General features: G+C 64.8%; 22 protein-coding genes and 1 tRNA gene. 4 read left to right on the top strand and 19 right to left on the bottom strand.

What is annotated here, in order from left to right; genetic code table 11:
* From J2X50_RS09085 to J2X50_RS09070, 4 genes are all read right to left on the bottom strand, one after another.
* Entirely contained in the window at positions 1-1,320 is a 1,320-nt protein-coding gene (locus tag J2X50_RS09085; protein WP_429094104.1) for a murein hydrolase activator EnvC family protein, read from the bottom strand.
* Between the two features lie 145 nt (positions 1,321-1,465).
* Positions 1,466-1,948, bottom strand: a complete 483-nt coding sequence (rlmH, locus tag J2X50_RS09080; protein WP_429094103.1) for a 23S rRNA (pseudouridine(1915)-N(3))-methyltransferase RlmH — start codon at positions 1,946-1,948, stop codon at positions 1,466-1,468.
* A 15-nt stretch (positions 1,949-1,963) separates the two neighbouring features.
* Positions 1,964-2,341 carry a ribosome silencing factor gene (gene rsfS, locus J2X50_RS09075; protein WP_340038112.1) on the bottom strand — a complete coding sequence of 126 codons (378 nt, stop codon included), beginning with the start codon at positions 2,339-2,341 and terminating at the stop codon, positions 1,964-1,966.
* Between the two features lie 177 nt (positions 2,342-2,518).
* Positions 2,519-3,769, bottom strand: coding sequence for an MFS transporter (locus tag J2X50_RS09070; protein WP_429094101.1), 1,251 nt, complete (start codon positions 3,767-3,769; stop codon positions 2,519-2,521).
* A gap of 211 nt (positions 3,770-3,980) precedes the next feature.
* On the opposite strand from J2X50_RS09070, the gene J2X50_RS09065 reads away from it, so the two are divergent.
* Positions 3,981-4,811 (top strand): AraC family transcriptional regulator, encoded by an 831-nt coding sequence (locus tag J2X50_RS09065; RefSeq protein WP_429094099.1) that lies wholly within the window; start codon positions 3,981-3,983, stop codon positions 4,809-4,811.
* Between the two features lie 52 nt (positions 4,812-4,863).
* Here J2X50_RS09065 and J2X50_RS09060 read toward each other — a convergent pair whose 3' ends face one another.
* The 4 genes from J2X50_RS09060 to obgE form a co-directional block, all read right to left on the bottom strand.
* Positions 4,864-5,505 (bottom strand): nicotinate-nucleotide adenylyltransferase, encoded by a 642-nt coding sequence (locus J2X50_RS09060; protein ID WP_429094097.1) that lies wholly within the window; start codon positions 5,503-5,505, stop codon positions 4,864-4,866.
* A 275-nt stretch (positions 5,506-5,780) separates the two neighbouring features.
* Positions 5,781-7,061, bottom strand: a complete 1,281-nt coding sequence (locus J2X50_RS09055; protein WP_429094095.1) for a glutamate-5-semialdehyde dehydrogenase — start codon at positions 7,059-7,061, stop codon at positions 5,781-5,783.
* Positions 7,062-7,065: 4 nt separating this feature from the next.
* Positions 7,066-8,208, bottom strand: a complete 1,143-nt coding sequence (gene proB, locus J2X50_RS09050; protein ID WP_429094269.1) for a glutamate 5-kinase — start codon at positions 8,206-8,208, stop codon at positions 7,066-7,068.
* Between the two features lie 17 nt (positions 8,209-8,225).
* On the bottom strand, positions 8,226-9,263 hold the full coding sequence (obgE, locus tag J2X50_RS09045) for a GTPase ObgE (RefSeq protein ID WP_429094094.1): 1,038 nt from the start codon (positions 9,261-9,263) through the stop codon (positions 8,226-8,228).
* A gap of 121 nt (positions 9,264-9,384) precedes the next feature.
* Between obgE and J2X50_RS09040 the strand changes: the two genes are divergently transcribed.
* Entirely contained in the window at positions 9,385-10,245 is an 861-nt protein-coding gene (locus J2X50_RS09040) for an endonuclease/exonuclease/phosphatase family protein (protein WP_429094093.1), read from the top strand.
* Positions 10,246-10,257: 12 nt separating this feature from the next.
* Here J2X50_RS09040 and J2X50_RS09035 read toward each other — a convergent pair whose 3' ends face one another.
* From J2X50_RS09035 to rplU, 3 genes are all read right to left on the bottom strand, one after another.
* Complete coding sequence (locus J2X50_RS09035) at positions 10,258-10,845, bottom strand: GNAT family N-acetyltransferase (protein ID WP_429094091.1); 588 nt, start codon at positions 10,843-10,845, stop codon at positions 10,258-10,260.
* Between the two features lie 119 nt (positions 10,846-10,964).
* Positions 10,965-11,234 carry a 50S ribosomal protein L27 gene (gene rpmA, locus J2X50_RS09030; RefSeq protein ID WP_429094090.1) on the bottom strand — a complete coding sequence of 90 codons (270 nt, stop codon included), beginning with the start codon at positions 11,232-11,234 and terminating at the stop codon, positions 10,965-10,967.
* 24 nt (positions 11,235-11,258) lie between these two features.
* Positions 11,259-11,690: a 50S ribosomal protein L21 gene (gene rplU / locus J2X50_RS09025; protein WP_347966367.1), complete on the bottom strand. Its 432-nt coding sequence runs from the start codon at positions 11,688-11,690 to the stop codon at positions 11,259-11,261.
* A 303-nt stretch (positions 11,691-11,993) separates the two neighbouring features.
* Between rplU and J2X50_RS09020 the strand changes: the two genes are divergently transcribed.
* Complete coding sequence (locus J2X50_RS09020; RefSeq protein ID WP_429094088.1) at positions 11,994-12,140, top strand: hypothetical protein; 147 nt, start codon at positions 11,994-11,996, stop codon at positions 12,138-12,140.
* Positions 12,119-12,208: transfer RNA gene (locus J2X50_RS09015), tRNA-Ser, on the top strand. The genes J2X50_RS09020 and J2X50_RS09015 overlap by 22 nt, the downstream gene beginning before the upstream one ends.
* A gap of 126 nt (positions 12,209-12,334) precedes the next feature.
* On the opposite strand, the gene J2X50_RS09010 is transcribed toward J2X50_RS09015, so the two are convergent.
* From J2X50_RS09010 to rfbA, 8 genes are all read right to left on the bottom strand, one after another.
* Complete coding sequence (locus tag J2X50_RS09010) at positions 12,335-12,574, bottom strand: hypothetical protein (RefSeq protein WP_429094086.1); 240 nt, start codon at positions 12,572-12,574, stop codon at positions 12,335-12,337.
* 149 nt (positions 12,575-12,723) lie between these two features.
* Positions 12,724-13,983 (bottom strand): glycosyltransferase WbsX family protein, encoded by a 1,260-nt coding sequence (locus J2X50_RS09005; RefSeq protein WP_429094084.1) that lies wholly within the window; start codon positions 13,981-13,983, stop codon positions 12,724-12,726.
* 2 nt (positions 13,984-13,985) lie between these two features.
* Positions 13,986-14,822, bottom strand: a complete 837-nt coding sequence (locus tag J2X50_RS09000) for a glycosyltransferase family 2 protein (protein ID WP_429094082.1) — start codon at positions 14,820-14,822, stop codon at positions 13,986-13,988.
* On the bottom strand, positions 14,819-15,802 hold the full coding sequence (locus tag J2X50_RS08995; RefSeq protein WP_429094080.1) for a rhamnan synthesis F family protein: 984 nt from the start codon (positions 15,800-15,802) through the stop codon (positions 14,819-14,821). The genes J2X50_RS09000 and J2X50_RS08995 overlap by 4 nt, the downstream gene beginning before the upstream one ends.
* 12 nt (positions 15,803-15,814) lie before the next feature.
* Positions 15,815-16,717, bottom strand: coding sequence for a dTDP-4-dehydrorhamnose reductase (rfbD, locus tag J2X50_RS08990; protein WP_429094078.1), 903 nt, complete (start codon positions 16,715-16,717; stop codon positions 15,815-15,817).
* The gene (gene rfbB, locus J2X50_RS08985) at positions 16,714-17,793 is read right to left on the bottom strand and encodes a dTDP-glucose 4,6-dehydratase (RefSeq protein WP_429094076.1); all 1,080 of its coding nucleotides are present in this window, start codon (positions 17,791-17,793) and stop codon (positions 16,714-16,716) included. The genes rfbD and rfbB overlap by 4 nt, the downstream gene beginning before the upstream one ends.
* On the bottom strand, positions 17,790-18,353 hold the full coding sequence (gene rfbC / locus J2X50_RS08980; protein ID WP_429094074.1) for a dTDP-4-dehydrorhamnose 3,5-epimerase: 564 nt from the start codon (positions 18,351-18,353) through the stop codon (positions 17,790-17,792). Before rfbC ends, rfbB begins: the two co-directional genes overlap by 4 nt.
* Positions 18,346-19,227: a glucose-1-phosphate thymidylyltransferase RfbA gene (gene rfbA / locus J2X50_RS08975; RefSeq protein ID WP_429094072.1), complete on the bottom strand. Its 882-nt coding sequence runs from the start codon at positions 19,225-19,227 to the stop codon at positions 18,346-18,348. The genes rfbC and rfbA overlap by 8 nt, the downstream gene beginning before the upstream one ends.
* Positions 19,228-19,289 lie beyond the last annotated feature (62 nt).

The raw sequence follows: 19,289 nt of genomic DNA, 5'->3' as shown, positions 1-19,289 counted from the left end.
TCACGTCCTTCCAGAGGTGCGGTCCGCCCACCACGGGGCCGGATCGACGGGTTTTCCATCCTTGCGGAACTCTACATACAGCTCCGGCGTCGCATTCGCATTTCCCGAGGCAGAGGTGCTCGCCACCCTCGCCTCTCCCATCGCACCGATCGGCTCGCCTGCAAGAACGGACTGACCCGGCGCGACGCTGATTCTGCTCATCCCCGCCAGAACGACATGATAGCCGTCGCCGGCATTGAGGATCAAGAGTTGACCATAGGAGCGGAAAGGCCCCGCATAAAGAACACTTCCATCCGCCGGAGCCGTCACGATGGCGCCCGATTGTGTCGCAACCATGTCCCCGTACATGGTTCCGCCGCTACCGTCGTCCGTCCCGAACCGGCGCTTTATGCGTCCCGTGACCGGCAGCGCGATCTGTCCCTGCAGCACGGAAAACGGAGCGGAAGCAACGAGTTGGTTGGCTTCCGGCACCTCAGGCACGACCGGCTCGTTGGTCTTTCCTGCTGTCGCCTCTGCAGCCTTGCGCCCGGCCTCGGCGGTGGCCGCCTTCTTCGATGCCTGCTTGTCGAGGGCGGCGATCAAATCTTTGAGACTTTCCGACCGCGCGGCCAGTTCGGCAGCCTTCTTCGTCTCCTCGGCGAGAGCGGTCTCGGATTCACCCCGCAGCCGCTCCTTGGCGGCCAGGAGCAGGTCGAGGCGCTCCTTCTCGCCCGCCTGCGCGGTCATCGCCGTCTTGAGGCGGTCGCGCTCGGCCTCGATCGAGGTGACCACCCGCGTCAGCTCCTTGAGGTCGGCCATGAGGATTTCGGTCTCGGAGCGCAGTTCCGGCACCACAGCCCCGAGCAGGATCGCGCTGCGCACTGACGACAGTGCGTCCTCCGGCTTGACCAGGATCGCCGGCGGCGGGTTGAGCCCCATGCGCTGCAGCGCGCCCAGCACCTCGGCCAGCACGCCGCGGCGCAGGGTGAGCGAGTTGCGGATGCCCGACTCCTGCTCCTTCAGGCCATCGACCTTGCCGGCGATGTCCTCGATATCCTGCGCGAGCTTGCGCTCGGTCTTGGCCGACTGGATGAGTGCTGCCGTGATCGAAGCATAGTCCTTCTTCATCTGGGCGATCTCGGCCGACAGCTTCTCGCGCCGGTCGGCAGACACCTGGATGTCGCGGGCAACCGCCTCGAGTTCGGACCGCGTCCGGTCGGGGTCCGGCAGGGGTGGACCGACCTGCGCCCATGCGGCGCCCGAGGCGAGCGCGATCAGCGCCGCGGCGAGCACGCCGCGGCATGGCCTGCGCCACGCCTTCAGGGGAAATTTCCGCGCCATCAGATGATCCGGTTTTAAGCTCGCGACCTTAGCGGCGGCATCGTTAACGAACCATCAACCATAACGCCGGGCATTGCCGCGAGAGGCGACGATTGGCCGGCCATTTTGTCGAATTTGCGGGCGCTCGGGAGCCTGTCGCAAGCGATCATGCGCGGTGGTAGGGGTGTCCCGAAAGTATGGTCGAGGCGCGGTAGAGCTGCTCGCCAAGCATGATGCGCACCATCTGGTGCGGCCAGGTGGCGGCGCCAAACGAGATCAGCAGGCGGGCATCGTTGCGCAGCGCCTCGTCATGGCCGTCCGGGCCGCCGATGGCGATCATCAGCCCGCGCTGGCCGCTGTCGCGGAGCGCGGCGATCTGGTCGGAAAATTGCTGGGACGACAGGTTCTTGCCGCGCTCGTCGAGGAGGATCAGCGCCGTGCCCGCGGCAAGTTGCGACCTCAGCCTGTCGGCTTCCTCGCGGCGGCGTTCGTCGACGTCGCGCGCCCGGCTCTCGGCAATCTCGGTCACGCCCCCGAAATCGAGGCCAAGCGACCCGCCGCTCTTGGCAAAGCGGTCGAGATAGCGGTCGGCGAGTTCCTTCTCGGGGCCGGCTTTCATCCGGCCCACGGCATGTATCCAGACCTTCATCCCCGACGTGACGGCTCAGTGAACCGTTTCTTCCTCGAGATCCGGCGCCTGCCACATCTTTTCGATGTTGTAGAACTCGCGGATTTCGGGACGGAAGACGTGGACGATCACATCGCCTGTGTCGACGAGCACCCAGTCGGCGCCGGACAAGCCCTCGACGCGCGCATTGCCGAAGCCGGCATCCTTGAGCGCCTTGAGCAGGTGGTCGGAGACCGCCGCGACGTGACGGTGCGACCGGCCCGAGGCAACGACCATGTAGTCGCCCAGGCTGGACTTGCCCTGAATGTCGATGGAGACGATGTTTTCGGCCTTGGAGTCTTCCAGACTGTCAAGGACCGTCTTGAGGGCGCGGGAGACAGCGTCAATCTCGCTTATCCCGGCCGGCGAAGGCAGGATTTCCGCCTTCTTCCGCAGTGCTGTTCTCAGTGTCTTTCCTTTCCGACAAGAACAACCAAATCACCCCAAACTCAGAGTGACACCATTTAGATAGGCAGAGTTGGGCGACAGTTTCAAGACAAAGGCCGACATGCGGCCTGATTGCGCGACATCGGATCCGGCCCGCAACGTCGGCTAAGGGTCGATGGACGGGGGCACCTGCGCCGCCATGGGCGAAAACGTGCCCGCCTCGCCCGCAGGCACTGCACGGCTGGTACGCAGGCGCCAGAGCACGAAGGCGGAGTAGGCGGCGGCAATAACGATCGCCACATACATGAACGCCTGGGTTCCGTAGGCCGCCGTCAGGAGCGTGCCGATGCCGGGCACTACGAAACCCGAAAGCGACCAGGCAAACAGCATGCTGCTCGACAGCGCCACGAGATCGTCCTTGCTGGCGCGGTCGGAGGCATGCGCATTGGCAAGCGAGTAGATCGACTCGCTCGCACCGCTCCAGACGATGTAGATCGCGACCATGATCGGCAGGGCACTGCCGTCGAAGCGGCTTGCCGCGAGGCCTGCGACGACCACGAGCAGGCTGGCCGCCACCAGCACGAACCGCCGGTCGGTGCGGTCGGAAATCCAGCCGAAGGGGATCTGGAACAGAAGCGTGCCCAGCGGCATGGCAAACAGGAGCGTCGCCACCTCCTGCTGGTCGAGCCCGATCGCCGTCGCATGGATGGGGGCAAAGCCGGCGATCATCATCGATAGCCCGCCCACCGCCAGCATGCCGGCGACGCCGACGGGCGAAATGCGCCAGGCACGCGCCAGCGCCACCGAGGCGGCCCGCGGCGCAGGCGGCTGGCGCAGGCGCGTGAGCCCGACGGGCAGGATCGAGATCGCATTGAAGGCGATGCCGAGCAGCGGCGCTTCGGCATTGGAGATGTCGACGAAACGCAAGAGGAACGAGCCGCCGCCCAGGCCGACGACATAGGCGACGTAGAAGATCGCCATGACCCGCCCGCGTATGTCGTTGCCGACGGCATCGTTGAGCCAGCTCTGGGCGACGATGAACATGCCGCATATGGCGAAGCCGTAGAGCGCCCGCGCGCCGATCCAGACGAGCGGATAGATGCCGGCGCCGATCACCGCGTTGGACAGCACGATGAGCGCCGAGAACACCAGATAGGCGCGGGCATGGCCGACCCGGCGCACCAGCGTGCCGGTGAGCAGGCAACCGGCGAGCCCGCCGGCGGAGAGGCCGGTGAGGATCGAGCCGGCCCAGGTCGGGGCATAGCCCGCGGCGCCAAGGCTGACGGGGATGTAGCCGAACATCAGGCCGTTGCCGACGGCGACCAGCGCCATCGCCGCAATCACGCCGGCGACGGCGATTGCCGGCGTCCGCTCGCCCCCCTCGTCCGCAGCTGTCACGTCGTCGCGCTGATCCATCCGGCGAGTTTCGCCTGCCAGCAGCCCTTGCGCAGCCGCAATTGCGACATGGGCCGTGCTGGCTTGGCCAATAGAGCGGGCTGGATCAAAAGCGGGCGGATAGCGTTTTCGCCATCGACAGCGGCGCAAAAAAGCGCTGAGCAGCAAGCACGATCAAACGGGACGTCCCGCCAGCAGGCATATCGGGGGCGTCCTCATGCCGGAAACGCCAATGACCCCCGTTCAGAAAGCCATCTGGTTCATCGAAAGCCACTATGCCGGGGACATCGGGCTCGACGAGGTCGCCGCCATAGGCGGGGTCTCGCGCTTCCATATGTCCCGTGCCTTCGGTGCCGCCACCGGCCGCTCGGTCATGGGTTATGTCCGCGCCCGCCGCCTGACGCAGGCGGCCGGCATACTGGCCGACGGCGCGCCCGACATCCTGGCGGTCGCGCTCGACGCCGGCTACGGCTCGCATGAGGCATTCACCCGGGCCTTCCGCGACCGCTTCGGGATCACACCCGAGCAGGTGCGCGCGAACGGCACCGTGCCCCAGCCTCAAATCGTGGAGCCCATCAAGATGGACGAATCCTTTGTCGACAATCTCGCCCAGCCGCGCTTCGTCGACCGCGACGCGCTGCTCGTGGCCGGCTTCGGCGAGCGCTACACCTGCGAGACGAGCCACGCCATCCCCTCGCTCTGGCAGCGCTTCGGACCGCATTTCGGCAACGTGCCGGGCCAGAAGGGCATGACCGGCTATGGCGTCTGCTGCAACTTCGACGACGACAGCTTCGAGTTCATAGCCGGTGTCGAGGTCTCCGATTTCTCGGAGTTGACGCCGGAATTCAGCCGCCTGCGCATCCCGCCGCAGCGCTATGCCGTGTTCGCCACCACCGACCACATCTCGATGATCCGCCGCATCACCAACACGGTGTGGAACAAGTGGCTGCCGACATCGGGACATCAGGCCGCCGACGGCCCCAATTTCGAGCTCTATCCCAAGAGCTTCGACCCGGTGACCGGTTATGGCGGCTACAAGCTCTGGATTCCGGTCAAGAGCTAGCGCAATTCCAAGGAAGTGTGCCGCGGTTTTCCGTCTGGAGTTGCGCAAATCACTAGGATTTTTCCTTGGCCGTCCCGTTCCTCAGCGCCGTCGACGACAGCAGCGAACGCGGCCCGTGGATGAAGGTCCAGGCCGGGGCCTTCATCCGCGCCAGCCGCGGCGCGTCGCCCTCGTCGACGCGGGCATGGTCGAAGGTCTTGGCGACGACCGACGACAGGAACGACAGCGTCGCCCCGGGCCGGTCGATGACCGCGATCGGGAAGGTCATGACGATCTGGCGCCAGCGCTGCCAGCGGTGGAAGTCGCGCAGGTTGTCGGCGCCCATGATCCAGACGAAATCGACGCCCGGATTGCGCGCCTTGATCAGCGCCAGAGTGTCGGCGGTGTAGCGCACGTGATGGCTCGCCTCGAAGGCCGTGACCTTGACGCGCGGATCCTTGGCCACCTGCTCCGACAACTCGATGCGCCTGGCGAGCGGCGCGAGCTCCCGCGTGCTCTTCAGCGGGTTGCCGGGGGTGACCATCCACCACAGCTGGTCGAGCTGCAGCCGACGCATGGCGATCTCGGCGACGAGGCCGTGGCCCGCATGCGGCGGATTGAACGACCCGCCGAACAGCCCGACCTGCATGCCCTTCATCGCATGCGGCATGCGCAGGTATTTCTGGGGAACTGGTGGACTGGAAGGGGAGAGCATAGTGCTAGGCACCCCCGCCCCTAACCCCTCCCCACAAGGGGGAGGGGAACCTCACGACACGACCGTCCAGCGCCAATCTTCGATCATCTTGGCCAACACGATGGCGAACTCGTCCCCCTCCCCCTTGTGGGGAGGGGTTAGGGGTGGGGGTACACGGCCACCGCAGCCTATCCAAACATCCATAGCCGATTGCCCTCCCCTTGAGGGGGGGATGCCCGGTTGGGCAGAGGGGGGTGATTGCGCGCAAAGCCGTCACACCGACCCGATGCTTGTCGTCACGGCCTGAGCTGGCCGCTGCCGCGCACGCGGTACTTGAACGAGGTCAGTTGCTCGACCCCGACCGGCCCGCGCGCATGCATCTTGCCGGTGGCGATGCCGATCTCGGCACCCATGCCGAACTCGCCGCCGTCGGCGAACTGCGTCGAGGCGTTGTGCAAGAGGATCGCCGAGTCGATCTCGTTGAAGAAGCGCTCCACCGCCTTGGCGTCCTCGGCGACGATCGCCTCGGTGTGGTGCGAGGAAAACGTCTCGATATGCTCGATGGCGCCCGAAATGCCATCGACCAGCTTGGCCGAGATGATGGCGTCGAGATATTCGGTCGACCAGTCGGCCTCGGTAGCGGGCTTTGCGTCGGCAAAGGCCGCCAGCACGTCCTCGTCGGCGTGGATTTCGCACCCTGCCGCACGCAGCGCTTCCAGCACCGGCACCAGATGGGACGAGGCAACCGCACGGTCGATCAGCAGCGTCTCCGCCGCGCCGCAGATGCCGGTCCGGCGCATCTTGGCGTTGACGGCGATGGCCACCGCCATGTCGAGCTTGGCCGACTTGTCGATGTAGAGATGGCAGATGCCCTCGAGATGGGCGAACACCGGCACCCGCGCCTCGTTCTGCACGCGCTCGACCAGGCTCTTGCCGCCGCGCGGCACGATCACGTCGATGTTGCCTGCCAGGCCCTTTAGCATCTCGCCGACGGCGGCGCGGTCGGCCACCGGCACCAGCTGGATCGCATCCTTGGGCAGGTTTGCCGACTTCAGGCCCTCGACCAGGCAGGAATGGATCGCAAGCGACGAATTGAGCGAATCCGAACCACCGCGCAGGATCACCGCGTTGCCGGCCTTCAGGCACAGCGCACCGGCATCCGCCGTCACGTTGGGACGGCTCTCGTAGATCACGCCGATGACGCCGAGCGGGGTGCGCACGCGCTCGATGTGCAGGCCGTTGGGGCGGTCCCACTCGGCGATGATCTCGCCGACGGGATCCCTGAGATCGGCGATCGCCCGGATGCCGTCGGCCATGTCGCGGATGCGGCCGGGCGTCAGCTTCAGCCGGTCCATGAACGAGCCGCTCAGCCCCGCCTCCTCGCCGTTCTTCACGTCGATGGCGTTGGCGTCGAGGATCTCGTGCTCACGGCGCAGGATCGCGTCGGCCATGCCGATCAGGGCGGCATGCTTGCGCTCGGCGCTGGCGACTGCGAGTGGGCGCGCGGCGGCCCGGGCCCTGCGGCCGATCTCGGCCATCAGCCGCGCCGTGTCCTGGCTCTCGTGCGCCTTCAGCATATCCTCACCCTTCCGCCTGCGCCGGCACCGCGTCCGCGTGGCTGACGACCAGGTCGTCGCGGTGGATCATCGCCGAACGCGCCTCGTAGCCGAGCACTGTCTCGATCTCCGTCGACTTCAGCCCTGCGATCCTTACGGCATCCGCTGCGTCATAGGCAACCAGCCCGCGCGCGATCTCGCGGCCCTCGGGCGACAGGATCGCCACCGTGTCACCGCGCGAGAAATTGCCGCTGACCAGCCTGACGCCGGCGGGCAGCAGCGACTTGCCGGACAGCAGCGCGCCCACCGCACCGGCATCGACGGTCAGTCGCCCGGCCGGCTCCAACTGGCCGGCGATCCAGGTCTTGTAGCCCTTCACCGGATTGCCGCTCGGGCGGAAGTAGGTGGCGCGTTCGCCGCGCTCGATCGCCATCAGCGGCGACAGCCGCGTGCCGGCGGTGATGATCATAGCCGTGCCCGATGCGGTCGCGATCTTGCCGGCGTCGAGCTTGGTGCGCATGCCGCCGCGCGACAGCTCGGAAGCCGCAGCCCCGGCCATCGCCTCGATGTCGGGCGTGATGCGGTCGACGACGGGAATGAACTTCGCGTTCGGGTCGTGTGCCGGCGGGGCGGTGTAGAGCCCGTCGATGTCGGAGAGCAGCACCAGGAGGTCGGCCCCCATCATCGTCGCCATGCGGGCGGCCAGACGGTCGTTGTCGCCGTAGCGGATTTCGGTGGTGGCTACCGTGTCGTTCTCGTTGATGACCGGCACTGCCTTCATCTTGAGCAGCGTCGAGATGGTCGCCCGCGCATTGAGGTAGCGCCGGCGCTCCTCGGTATCGCCGAGCGTCACCAGGATCTGGCCCGACTTGAGCCCCTTGCGGCCGAGCGCATCCGACCAGGCGCCGGCGAGCTCGATCTGGCCGACGGCGGCGGCTGCCTGGCTCTCCTCGAGCTTCAGCGCCCGCTTGCCGAGGCCGAGGATGGTGCGGCCGAGCGCGATGGCACCCGACGAGACGACCAGCACGTCCGCGCCAGTCTCGGTTAGGGTGGCGATATCGTCGGCCATCGAGGCCAGCCAGTCACGCTTGAGGCCGGTCGAACGGTCGACCAGCAACGCCGAGCCGATCTTGACGGTGATGCGCTTGTAGGTCCGAAGCGAAGGAATGGTCATGTCCGTCGGGCCTACTTCATCCAGCGCGCATCGGCGGGGGCGACGTCGCCGCTTGGCTGGCGCGCTTCCTCGACCACGCTCATCAGCGCGCGCAGGGTCTCTTCGACGCCCTCGCGGGTAACGGCCGAAAGCAGGATCGGGGCGCGGCCGGCGGCGCGCTTCAGCGAAGCGACCTTCTTCTTGCGCGTGTCCGGGTCGAGCGTGTCGACCTGGCTGAGCGCCACGACCTCGATCTTCTCGGCCAGGCCGTGGCCATAGGCCTCGAGCTCGCCGCGTACGACCTTGTAGGCCTTGCCCGGGTTCTCTTCCTGCGCCGAAACGAGATGCAACAGCACGCGCGTGCGCTCGACATGGCCGAGGAAACGGTCGCCGATGCCGACGCCCTCATGGGCGCCCTCGATCAGGCCGGGAATGTCGGCGATGACGAACTCGCGCGCATCGATGCGGGCGACGCCCAGGCCCGGATGCAGCGTGGTGAACGGATAGTCGGCGATCTTGGGCTTGGCCGCGGTGACGGAAGCGAGGAAGGTCGACTTGCCGGCGTTGGGCAGGCCGACCAGGCCGGCGTCGGCGATCAGCTTGAGCCTGAGCCAGATCCACATCTCCTGGCCCTCGAGGCCGGGATTGGCGCGCCGCGGCGCCTGGTTGGTCGAGGTCTTGAAATGCTGGTTGCCGAAGCCGCCGTTGCCGCCCTTGGCGAGCAGGAAACGCTGCCCGACCTGGGTCAGGTCGCAGATCAGCGTCTCGTTGTCTTCCTCATAGACCTGGGTGCCCACGGGCACCTTCAGCGTAATGTCGGCGCCCTTGGCGCCGGTCATGTTGCGGCCCATGCCGTGGATGCCGGTCTGCGCCTTGAAATGCTGCTGGTAGCGATAGTCGATCAGCGTGTTCAGCCCGTCGACCACCTCCAGCCAGACGTCGCCGCCGCGGCCGCCGTCGCCACCATCGGGGCCTCCGAACTCGATGAATTTTTCGCGCCGGAACGACACCGCGCCCGCACCGCCGTTGCCGGAGCGGATGTAAACCTTGGCCTGATCGAGAAATTTCATCGGACTGTTCGTCTTCTGCTGCTATCTGGTTGTTTCAGCGCACCTGCCATAGCGCAAGGCGCGGCGAAGGGCGAGAGCGGATTGGGCGCGGACAGCTTTGCCGCGCATTGAGGGGAAGTCGATGAAGCTGGTCACCTACAACACCCAATATGGCGTCGGCCGCGACGGGCGCTACGACCTCGAGCGCATCGCGCGCGCCGTCCATGGTGCCGACATCGTCGCGCTGCAGGAGGTGACCCGCAACTTCATGCGCAACAACATGGCCGACATGGTCGAAGGGCTGGCACGGCTGCTGCCCGACTATTTCCATGTCTACGGCGTCGCCATGGATATCGACTTCGGCATGGTCGGCGACGATGGCAAGCCGGCAAACAAGCGCCTGCAGTTCGGCAACATGGTCCTGTCGCGCTGGCCGATCGTGGCGTCGCGCAACCTGCTTCTGCCGCGCAGCCGGCGGATCGGCCGCGGCAACCTGCAGCGCTCGGCACTCGAGGCGCTCATCATGGCCCCTTCCGGTCCGTTGCGCGTCTATTCGGTACATGTCGACCACGTCAGTCAGGAGGAGCGGATTCTGCAGATCCGCCACCTCAAGGAGCGGGTCTACGCCTTTGCGATGGAAGGCGGCGCCATCACCGGTGCTGCCGAATACGGCTTCCCCGAGCTCCCCTGCCCCGAGGAATTCGTGCTCATGGGCGACTTCAACATGGTGCCGGGCTCGCCCGAGCACCTCGTCATGACCGGCGTTCCCGACCCGGTGGAAGGTGCACAGATCGTCGCCCATCACCCCGTCGACGCCTTTGCGCTGGCAGGCGGCGTTCCGGACGGATCGGTCTCCTGGAGCGACACGAACCATCCGGAAAAGACCCGCCTCATCGACTACGCCTTCGTCCAGGCCGACCTTGCGGCGAAGGTCAAATCCGTCCGCATCGACACCGATGCGGACGGCTCCGACCACCAGCCGGTATGGGTCGAACTCGCCTGAACGAACGTCACCTTAGAAGCGCGCCCACGACCTGAGGCTCGCCCAGGTCTTGCGGTCGAGGCGATAGCGCTCGACCGGCACCTGGCCGGCGACGATCGAATTCAGCATGCCCTGGCCGGCATACTGGAAGCCGCACTTGTGGATAACGCGCCGCGAAGCCGGATTGATGACCCGGCACGAGACGTTGAGCACGTTGGCGTCGGTCGCCCGGAAGGCGAGATCGACCAGCGCATGCGCAGCCTCGGTGGCATAGCCGCGCTTCCAGTAGGGCTCGCCGATCCAGTAGCCGAGTTCGAGGCCACGGTCGGTGGCGTTGAGCCCGGCGGAGCCGACGAAGGCACCGCTGTCGGCAAGTGTCAGTGCGTAGACGGCGCCGCCGCGCCGCGCCCGCGCCATCGACAGGAAGGCGCGCGCCTCGGCCTCGCCATAGGGGTGCGGCATGCGCGACAGCATTTCGGCGACGTGGCGGTTGTCGGCGAGCTGCACCAGTTCGGGGATGTCGTCCTCGTGCGGCGGACGCAGGACGAGCCGCTCCGTCAGCAATATGGGGCAGTCTATCGACAGCCTTTCGTCTTCGAAATCTTCCTTCTCGGCAACCATTTCAGTCCTCCAGGCAAAAGAAAAAGGGGAGATGGCGGCCCATCTCCCCTGATCCTTTTCCTGGCTTGGCCAGACACCGGTTCCCGAGATGGGGCGCCGGTGTTGTAGTGCGGAACCGGCTACTCCGCGGCCTTCGGCATCGGGTTTACCGACACGTAGGTTCGGCCGTTGGCTTTCTTGGCGAACGACACGGCACCGGCTTCGAGAGCAAAAAGGGTATGATCCTTGCCCATGCCGACGTTGACGCCGGGATGCCAGGTGGTGCCGCGTTGACGAATGATGATGTTGCCCGCAATCACGGCTTCGCCGCCGAACTTCTTCACGCCAAGGCGCTTCGACTCAGAATCGCGACCGTTGCGCGACGAACCGCCAGCTTTCTTATGTGCCATTGGTGTACTCCTTCAGTCGCTCTATTACTCTGATTCCGCGACGGCTGCAGCCTTTTTCGGCGCTGCCTTCTTCGCGGGCTTCTCGGCGGCTTCTTCAGCTGCCGCTTCGGTCTTCGCCGCCGCCTTCTTCGAAGGCTTGGCACCGCCCGTCAGGATCTCGGCGATCCGGACCGCCGTGTAATGCTGGCGGTTGCCGCGAGCACGGCGCGAGTTCTGGCGACGACGCTTCTTGAAGGCGATGACCGTCGGGGCGCGGCCCTGCTCGACCACTTCCGCCGTAACCACGGCGCCGGCCACGAAGGGCGCGCCGATCTCGGCCTTGTCGCCCTCGCCGACGGCGAGCACTTCGACGAATTCCACGGTCTCACCGGCGACGCCGGCGACCTTCTCGATCTTGATCACATCATTGGCGGCGACGCGGTACTGCTTGCCGCCCGTTTTGATGACTGCGAACATTTTATGCCTTTCGCTGTTCGGTCGGCCTTGTTGGATCACTGTGTGGTCCGGGCCGTCTTTTTGTCAGTCGTTGCGGGTTCAAAAAACAAGCGGCGCAGAGAACCCTCCACGCCGAATGCAGGCGTCCCGTAACCGATGGTTGTCGCGAAGTCAAGGCAAGCGGCGGCAAAAGCGCGCTCGCATGCCAGGCCGCCCCGACTGTGGCGCCTCCAGCATGTTCGGTGTGATCCGCATGCAACGGGCCGTCGATCAAGGCGAGCGCGCTCGCCCCATGGAGCACACAGCGTAAGTGGAGGCAATGAAATGGCTTCCGCCGTACAACTCTTCGAGGCGGCAAAAGATGCCGCGACGAAACGCAGATTTGGCCTTGTGCGATCGGCGATCAGCCGTTATCTAGTGCGCCGCGCCGGCAAGGCCGACCACGCTGCGGAGAAGTGGCTGAGTGGTTGAAAGCACCGCACTCGAAATGCGGCATACTCGCAAGGGTATCGGGGGTTCGAATCCCTCCTTCTCCGCCATCTCTCCCAGAAACCGCATCTGACCCGAAACGGGCCGCGTTCATCCACATGCGCGGACAGGCTTTTGGCTCGACCGAAGCGCACCCGGTCGAACCACGGCACGAAACGAGCTCAGGGCGGGGACGCCTAGATGCCGAGCAACTTCTTGGCTTCGTTGAGAGCAGCTTCCGAGCCGGCGTGATCGCCGGACTGGTGCAGGGATTCGCCCTGGGCGCGCAACTCCTTGACCTTCGTCATGTCGGCCTCGGAAAGTTTTGCCGACGGCAGCGCCGCATCGATTGCGGCCATGATGGTCGGACAGGAATTGGCGAAGGCGGTAGCGGGGAAAATTGACAAGGCAAATGCAAGCGTAATTGCACGTAACATGGCCGTTTCCTCCAGGCCGGGCCGCGGCATGCGGCGTTCGACAACCGGCGGTCGAAATGATACACGGGCGCTCGCTCGGCTACAATCGCGCCTCGTGGCCCACCATTTGGCCAGGCACGCGGGGGGATGTATGCCCCGAACAATGGCTGCTACTTGGCGTAGTCCCTGATGGCGGATGCGCAGGCATCGAGATAGGCGTAGCCGTATCGCAGGTCGGGCTCCAGATAGGCCCCCTCGCCCCATTCGTTCCAGGCATTGACGAAAACCAGCCTTTCACCGGCGGGGTTCGCAGCTGCGCGACGCATGGCATGGGCGAGCCAGCCCTCGAATAGGTCTGGGGTCGACCCGTCATAGATCTGGGCCGAGGTCGGGCGCCGCGCGCTGTTGTCCCAGGCAGGCATGACGCCCGGATGGATCACGCCAGCCGGCGTCCGCTTGGCAGTCTCCGCCGCCACCACGTCGCCATAGCTGCGGATGCGGCCGCCTGTCCGGGAAGGCGAGACGGCAAGCTGCCCCTCTATGTTGGGCGTGCTGACGCCATGCGGCGGAAATTCCGACAAGGCATCCAAGCCGTGACCCGCGTGACCGGAGAAATCAAACGCGTTGGTCGCAACCAGATAGATGCCGGGGTAGCCCATCCGCTCCATTTCGGCCCGCCATCGCGCAACGGTGCCCCCAAGATCCGGAAACAGCCCGGCCCGGTAGATCGTCAGGACCGGCTTTCCGTCGATCCTGAGATAGCGGGGGTCGCGGAAATATTTGTCTAGGTCGCGGATGACGGCGATGTCGTCTTCCGGTGAATGCCGCTGGGCCATGAGCACGTCCTGCTCGCGGCCCGTCCACCTGCGCGACCAGCTTTCATTGGCCCAGCACAGGCAAAACGGCAGATCGAGCTCGGAAGCCTGAAGGAAATGATCCAGCGGCTTTTCGAGCAGCCGCTTTCCACCGAACCAGTAGAAATGGAAGCAGAAGGCCGAAATGCCGTAGAGCTTGGCAAGCTCCACCTGCCGGCGCATCACCTCCGGCAAGCGCAGGTCATAGTAGCCCAGTTCTCCGGGAAACCGAGGCTGGTAATGCCCTTTGTAGACGGGAAAGGCGCGGGCAACGTTGCGCCACTCGGTGAAGCCTTTGCCCCACCATTCATCGTTCTCCAGGATAGGGTGGAACTGCGGCAGATAGTAGGCGACCAGTCGAACGTCGGTGGGCGGCGGAGGTACCGAGGCTATCGGCACGAAATCCTTCGCCGGATACCGGCCCAGCGCGTTGTCGACGTGCCAATCATGCAGGCCGCGAGTAGCCGTACGTGCCGATCGCCAGCCACCAGGGCGCGCAATGCGGCGCAACGCCGCCCACAGCCAGCGGGACAGCGAATATTGCTCGCGCCAAGGTGCGCCGGACTGCGGCTTCATGGCTATTTCCCGATCTGGTCCATCGGGCCGCCCCCCAGTCCGTGCAGGAAGCCGAGCAGTTTCTCGCGGCGCGCGCCGTTGAGCAGCACATGCGGCGCCAGTAGTTTCAGCCATGCCTTGTGGCGCTCGGCCGGCACATCGAGCCGCAGATGATGCTTGTTCATGACATAGACCAAGGATCGCCCCATGGCCTCGCCCTTGATACGGCCCGAACGAGACGACCGCAGGCTCGAATTGCCCTCGGCGTGGTCGACCATGGCGCCTGCGGCGAGGCGCAGTTCGACACCAGCCTCCCGCAGCCTCAGGCTGAGATCGTCATCTTCGTGGAACAGGAAGATCCTCGGGTCAAAGCCGCCCACCATCTCGAAATGATCGCGACGCATGAAGATGCACGAACCGTGCAACACCGGAATCACGCAGTCGCCATCCGGCGGAGAGCCGCGCCAGCATTGTGATGCCGGCAGCAGTCGCGACCACTTCCGGAACCTCCGCCGTGAGCCCGAATAGATGCGCGGATTGAAGGCGGCGTTGGGAAATGCCGCCGCGGCTGCGACAAAAGCCTCGATCGCGCCTGGTTCGAAGCGCATGTCGGGATTGGCGAACATGAGGAAGGTAGCGTCGCTGGCAGCCGCCCCGATGTTGCACGCACAGCCATAGCCGACATTCTCACCGATCTCGACGACCTTCGCCCCCGCGGCGCGCGCCACCGCAACGGTGTCGTCCGTACTCGCATTGTCGGCGACGATGACGCTGACGACGTCGGGAACGCTGCCCAGGAACGCCTGCAGCACCGCCCCGCTGTCATGGGTGACGACGATGATGTCGAGGTCAAATTTCATGGCGCCTCGTTGCCTTGGACCGGCAAGGCTTGGCCGGCCAAACTTGGATCGCTCTCATCTCCGTCTCTTGTAACACTCACCTGATCAACGGTCGTCCCCGCCGGCCGCCTGCCGCGTATCATGTGACGCACTTTTCTTTCCAGCTTTCGACCCTGTTCCCTGACTTGGGCCAGGAACCTCGGTTGCGAAGCCCCTTCAAAGAGCGTCCCAGCAAATTCTGCCGCCGAGTTGAACCGAGCAGTCGCAGTCGGGTTTGAAGTGACGGCCACCCGCATCGAATTTCGAACAGTTCCTAGGGTCATGCAACGCTCCAACGCATGCGCCAGTGTTCCGTCAACTTGACCCGCTTCCTGCTCGAACTCCTGATCGTCAAATTTGAGGCGCAGCAAAGGATCCAGCGCGGAGACTCGCGCAGCAAACATCGTTCCCGCACAGAACCCCTGTTGATGGACCTCGCTTCTGGTCAGCCCGAGACGGGAGGCGATTGAAAGAACGCGATCCTCGTTGGGACCAAGATGCGCCTCGATTGGCAGATAGAAGCCCTCAGGGCAAATTATTCCTAATCCAGCATCGTCCTTGAAGGCAATAAAATTTGCAAGAAATGCTTCCGGCGAAATCAAATTCGCCAATATAGAATCACGCCACTTACTTCCATTTTTCAAATGAGGAGATTTCTTAGTATGAACTTTTATGATATATTCAAAATTCTCGGTACGAATTCCCGGATAGATCCTCCAAAAGGGCAGGACATCGCGCCCGCGATTTGTCACGATGTCCAGCTGAAAAGGCTGGCCGGAAGCCTGAAGAGCCCTGCGGATTCGATATTCATGCTCGGCGACAGTTGTAACAAAATACTTCTTGTTCAGCGGAAGATCGGCCAGATAGGATAGTATTTCTTCAAAAACATCAGGATAGTAGGCGTGGATCGCGAACGCCACCTTCACACCGAGGCGTGATAGATCAGACCCGATCTCATTCAAGGCAACCACTGCTTAAATGCCTCCAGCTAGCACGAGGAGACCAAGAGTCAGTACCCTCACCACTCCTTCGACCCTCTCCCGCCACTCGCCCGCACGATAGCCGAAGTCGCGATGGAAGGCGTCTGAACTGAGTTCCGAATTGGCCGGTCGCGGCGCCTTCGCCGGCCACGCGTCGCTGCCGATCGGCTCGACCTCGGCCCAGGGGCCGCCAAGAGCCTTGCTCGTCGCCATCACGTGCCGCGCCAATTCGTACCAGCTTGCGCGCCCCTGCCCCGCGAGATGGTAGAGGCCCTGCGGAAAGCGGCCTTCGCGGCGCCGGACCAGGGCCGCGGCAAGCAGACCGTCGGCGATGTCGTGCGCCTCCGTGGGATTGCCGAACTGGTCGGCCACCACCTGCAGCCTTTCGCGGGTCTGTCCAAGGCGCAACATCGTCTTGACGAAATTGTGGCCATAGGGGCTCACCACCCATGCCGTCCGGACCACCATGTGATCCGGGTTGCCGGCCCGGACGGCGTCTTCTCCCGCTAGCTTGCTGCGGCCGTAGACCGTTTGCGGATTGGTCGGGTCGGCCTCGACATAAGGACGCGGGGAACTGCCGTCATAGACGTAATCGGTAGAGACCTGGACGAGAGGGATGCGCCGCAAATGCGTCAGCCGCGCCAATTCGGCAGGCGCCTCGGCATTGATCCTGAACGCACGATCGGGCTCGCCCTCCTGCTGGTCGACCGCCGTGTGTGCGGCAGCATTGATGACGAGGTCGGGGCCAACCGACTGCAGGACTGGCGCGAAGCTTGCCGGGTCTTCGAGATCGAGATCGGGCCGGCCGACACAAACGATCTCGGCGCCGGCCGGCGCGGCACGGGCCGCGAGAGCGCGCGCGAGTTGGCCGGATGTCCCCGTGACGAGTATCTTCACTGGGCGCCAACCAGTCCCTGACGCGCCCCGTCGAAACGCTGCTCGCGGATCGGCCGCCACCACCAGCCGTTTTCGAGATACCAGTCCACCGTGTGGGCAAGGCCGGATTCGAAAGTCTCCTGCGGTCGCCAGCCGAGCTCGCGCTCCGACTTGGTGGGATCGATGGCATAGCGCCTGTCATGGCCCGGACGGTCGGTGACGAAGGCTATGAGTTCGAGATGGGATTTGCCGTTGCTCCGAGGCCGGCGCGCATCGAGCAGCGTGCAGATGGTCTCCACTACCTCCAGATTGGTGCGTTCCGCACGCCCGCCGATATTGTAGCTCTCGCCGACCTGGCCCTTGGTCATGACGGCCTCGAGCGCCCGTGCATGGTCTTCGACGAACAGCCAGTCGCGCACATTGGCGCCCTTGCCGTAGACGGGCAGCGGCCGTTCGTCGAGGGCATTGGCGATGACCAGCGGGATCAGCTTCTCCGGGAAATGGTAGGGACCGTAGTTGTTGGAGCAATTGGAGAGCACCACCGGCAGGCCGTAGGTCTCGTGCCAGGCACGGACGAAATGGTCGGAGGCCGCCTTCGACGCCGAATAGGGCGACGACGGCCGATAGGGCGACTCCTCGCTGAACACCCCGGAATCGAACGGCAGGTCGCCGAACACCTCGTCGGTCGAGACATGGTGGAAGCGGAAGTTCTCCCGCCGCCCGGCATCCAGCCCGCGCCAATGATCGAGCGCCGCCGACAAAAGGCTGACCGTGCCCACGACATTGGTGGACACGAACTCCATCGGCCCGTCGATCGACCGGTCGACATGGCTCTCGGCCGCCAGGTGCATGATCCTGTCGACCTTCTCGGTCGCGAGGATATGCCTGATCGCATCGGCGTCGCAGATGTCGGCCCGATGGAAGGCGTAGTTCGGATGACCTTCGATGTCGCGCAGCGAGGCCAGGTTGCCCGCATAGGTCAGCTTGTCGAGATTGACGACCCGGTAGCCGCCGCCGGCAACCAGATGCCGGCACACGGCCGAGCCGATGAAGCCTGCGCCGCCTGTGACGAGAACCGTTTGAACTTCTTGCTTCACGGGTAGACGAATCCGGTTTCGATTTCGGAGAGGCGGGGCGCCGCGCCGTCTTTCGCCGACACGGTCATCTCCGCGGCGGGAACCGGCCAGTCGATCGCAATATCCGGATCGTCGAAACGGACCGAGCGGTCGTTCGGCTGCGAATAGGGCGCGGATACCTTGTAGACCACCTCGGTGTCGGGCTCGAGCGTGACGAAGCCGTGGGCAAACCCTTTCGGCACAAGGATCTGGTTCCATTTCTTTTCGGAGAGGGTAACGCCCACCCATCGGCCGAAGCTCGGCGAACCTTTGCGGATGTCCACCGCCACGTCGAAGACGGACCCGCGCAGCACGCGCACCAGCTTGTCCTGCGCGAAGGGCGGCGTCTGGAAGTGCAATCCGCGCAGCACGCCGCGTGGGGCCGAATACGAATGATTGTCCTGCACGAAGTCGATTTCAACGCCGGCTTGCGCCAGCTTTTCGGCATTCCAGGTCTCGGAGAAGAAACCCCGTTCATCCTGGAACTTGGGCGGCACTATTTCGAGGACCCCGTCGAGGCCGAGGCTGCGCACCTCAACCATGCGTGATCTCCCGCACCCGACGTTCGAGATAGCGCGCGTAGTCCGTCTTGCCCAGCACGGCGGCCCGCTGCATGACCTCGGCTTCGGTCAGCCAGCCGAGTTCGAACCCGATCTCCTCGGGACACATGATCTTGATCCCCTGGCGGTGCTCGATGGTGCGGACGAAGGACGACGCCTCGTGCAGGCTGTCGTGGGTGCCTGTGTCGAGCCACGCATAGCCGCGACCCAGGCGGACGACGTGCAGTTGGCCCCTGTCGAGATAGGCCCGATTGACGTCGGTGATCTCCAGCTCGCCGCGCGCCGACGGCCTGATCGACGAAGCGATGTCGACCACCGAATTGTCGTAGAAATAAAGGCCCGTCACTGCCCAGTTGGAGCGTGGCTCGGCCGGCTTCTCCTCGATGGACAGGGCTTGCCGGCTGGTGCGGTCGAATGCAACCACGCCGTAACGCTGGGGATCGTCGACCTGGTAGGCGAAAACCGAGGCGCCGCGTTCGCGGGCGACCGCCTCGCGGCACCGTTCCGACAGCCCGTCGCCATAGAAGATGTTATCGCCCAGGATCAGCGCGACCGAACTGTCGCCGATGAAGTCGCGCCCGATGACAAAGGCTTCGGCAAGGCCGTTGGGCGCAGCCTGCTCGGCATAGGAAAACGCCACGCCGAAGGCCGAACCGTCGCCAAGCAGTTGCTTGAACTGCGGCAGGTCGCGTGGCGTCGAGATGATCAATATGTCCCTGATACCCGCCAGCATCAGGACGCCGAGCGGATAGTAGATCATCGGTTTGTCGTAGATGGGCAATATCTGCTTCGATACCGCCAACGTTGCCGGATACAGCCGGGTTCCGCTTCCGCCGGCCAGGATTATGCCCTTCACCACCGAGTTCCGTATGTCGAGTTGCCGCTGACCCCCGCCCGGCTGAGATTCGCGCGACTGTA

Source organism: Aminobacter sp. BE322 (genome assembly GCF_050433525.1).
Taxonomy (GTDB): Bacteria; Pseudomonadota; Alphaproteobacteria; order Rhizobiales; family Rhizobiaceae; genus Aminobacter.
The sequence above is the reverse complement of the archived record's forward strand: the minus strand, read 5'-3'. Positions and strand labels throughout refer to the sequence as shown.

Coding starts and splice junctions, on each gene's coding strand:
- J2X50_RS09085 (WP_429094104.1), bottom strand. CDS start 1,320: ATGGCGCGGAAATTTCCCCTGAAGGCGTGGCGCAGGCCATGCCGCGGC.
- rlmH (WP_429094103.1), bottom strand. CDS start 1,948: ATGAAGGTCTGGATACATGCCGTGGGCCGGATGAAAGCCGGCCCCGAG.
- J2X50_RS09070 (WP_429094101.1), bottom strand. CDS start 3,769: ATGGATCAGCGCGACGACGTGACAGCTGCGGACGAGGGGGGCGAGCGG.
- J2X50_RS09065 (WP_429094099.1), top strand. CDS start 3,981: ATGACCCCCGTTCAGAAAGCCATCTGGTTCATCGAAAGCCACTATGCC.
- J2X50_RS09060 (WP_429094097.1), bottom strand. CDS start 5,505: ATGCTCTCCCCTTCCAGTCCACCAGTTCCCCAGAAATACCTGCGCATG.
- J2X50_RS09055 (WP_429094095.1), bottom strand. CDS start 7,061: ATGCTGAAGGCGCACGAGAGCCAGGACACGGCGCGGCTGATGGCCGAG.
- obgE (WP_429094094.1), bottom strand. CDS start 9,263: ATGAAATTTCTCGATCAGGCCAAGGTTTACATCCGCTCCGGCAACGGC.
- J2X50_RS09040 (WP_429094093.1), top strand. CDS start 9,385: ATGAAGCTGGTCACCTACAACACCCAATATGGCGTCGGCCGCGACGGG.
- J2X50_RS09035 (WP_429094091.1), bottom strand. CDS start 10,845: ATGGTTGCCGAGAAGGAAGATTTCGAAGACGAAAGGCTGTCGATAGAC.
- rpmA (WP_429094090.1), bottom strand. CDS start 11,234: ATGGCACATAAGAAAGCTGGCGGTTCGTCGCGCAACGGTCGCGATTCT.
- rplU (WP_347966367.1), bottom strand. CDS start 11,690: ATGTTCGCAGTCATCAAAACGGGCGGCAAGCAGTACCGCGTCGCCGCC.
- J2X50_RS09020 (WP_429094088.1), top strand. CDS start 11,994: ATGGCTTCCGCCGTACAACTCTTCGAGGCGGCAAAAGATGCCGCGACG.
- J2X50_RS09010 (WP_429094086.1), bottom strand. CDS start 12,574: ATGTTACGTGCAATTACGCTTGCATTTGCCTTGTCAATTTTCCCCGCT.
- J2X50_RS09005 (WP_429094084.1), bottom strand. CDS start 13,983: ATGAAGCCGCAGTCCGGCGCACCTTGGCGCGAGCAATATTCGCTGTCC.
- J2X50_RS09000 (WP_429094082.1), bottom strand. CDS start 14,822: ATGAAATTTGACCTCGACATCATCGTCGTCACCCATGACAGCGGGGCG.
- rfbC (WP_429094074.1), bottom strand. CDS start 18,353: ATGGTTGAGGTGCGCAGCCTCGGCCTCGACGGGGTCCTCGAAATAGTG.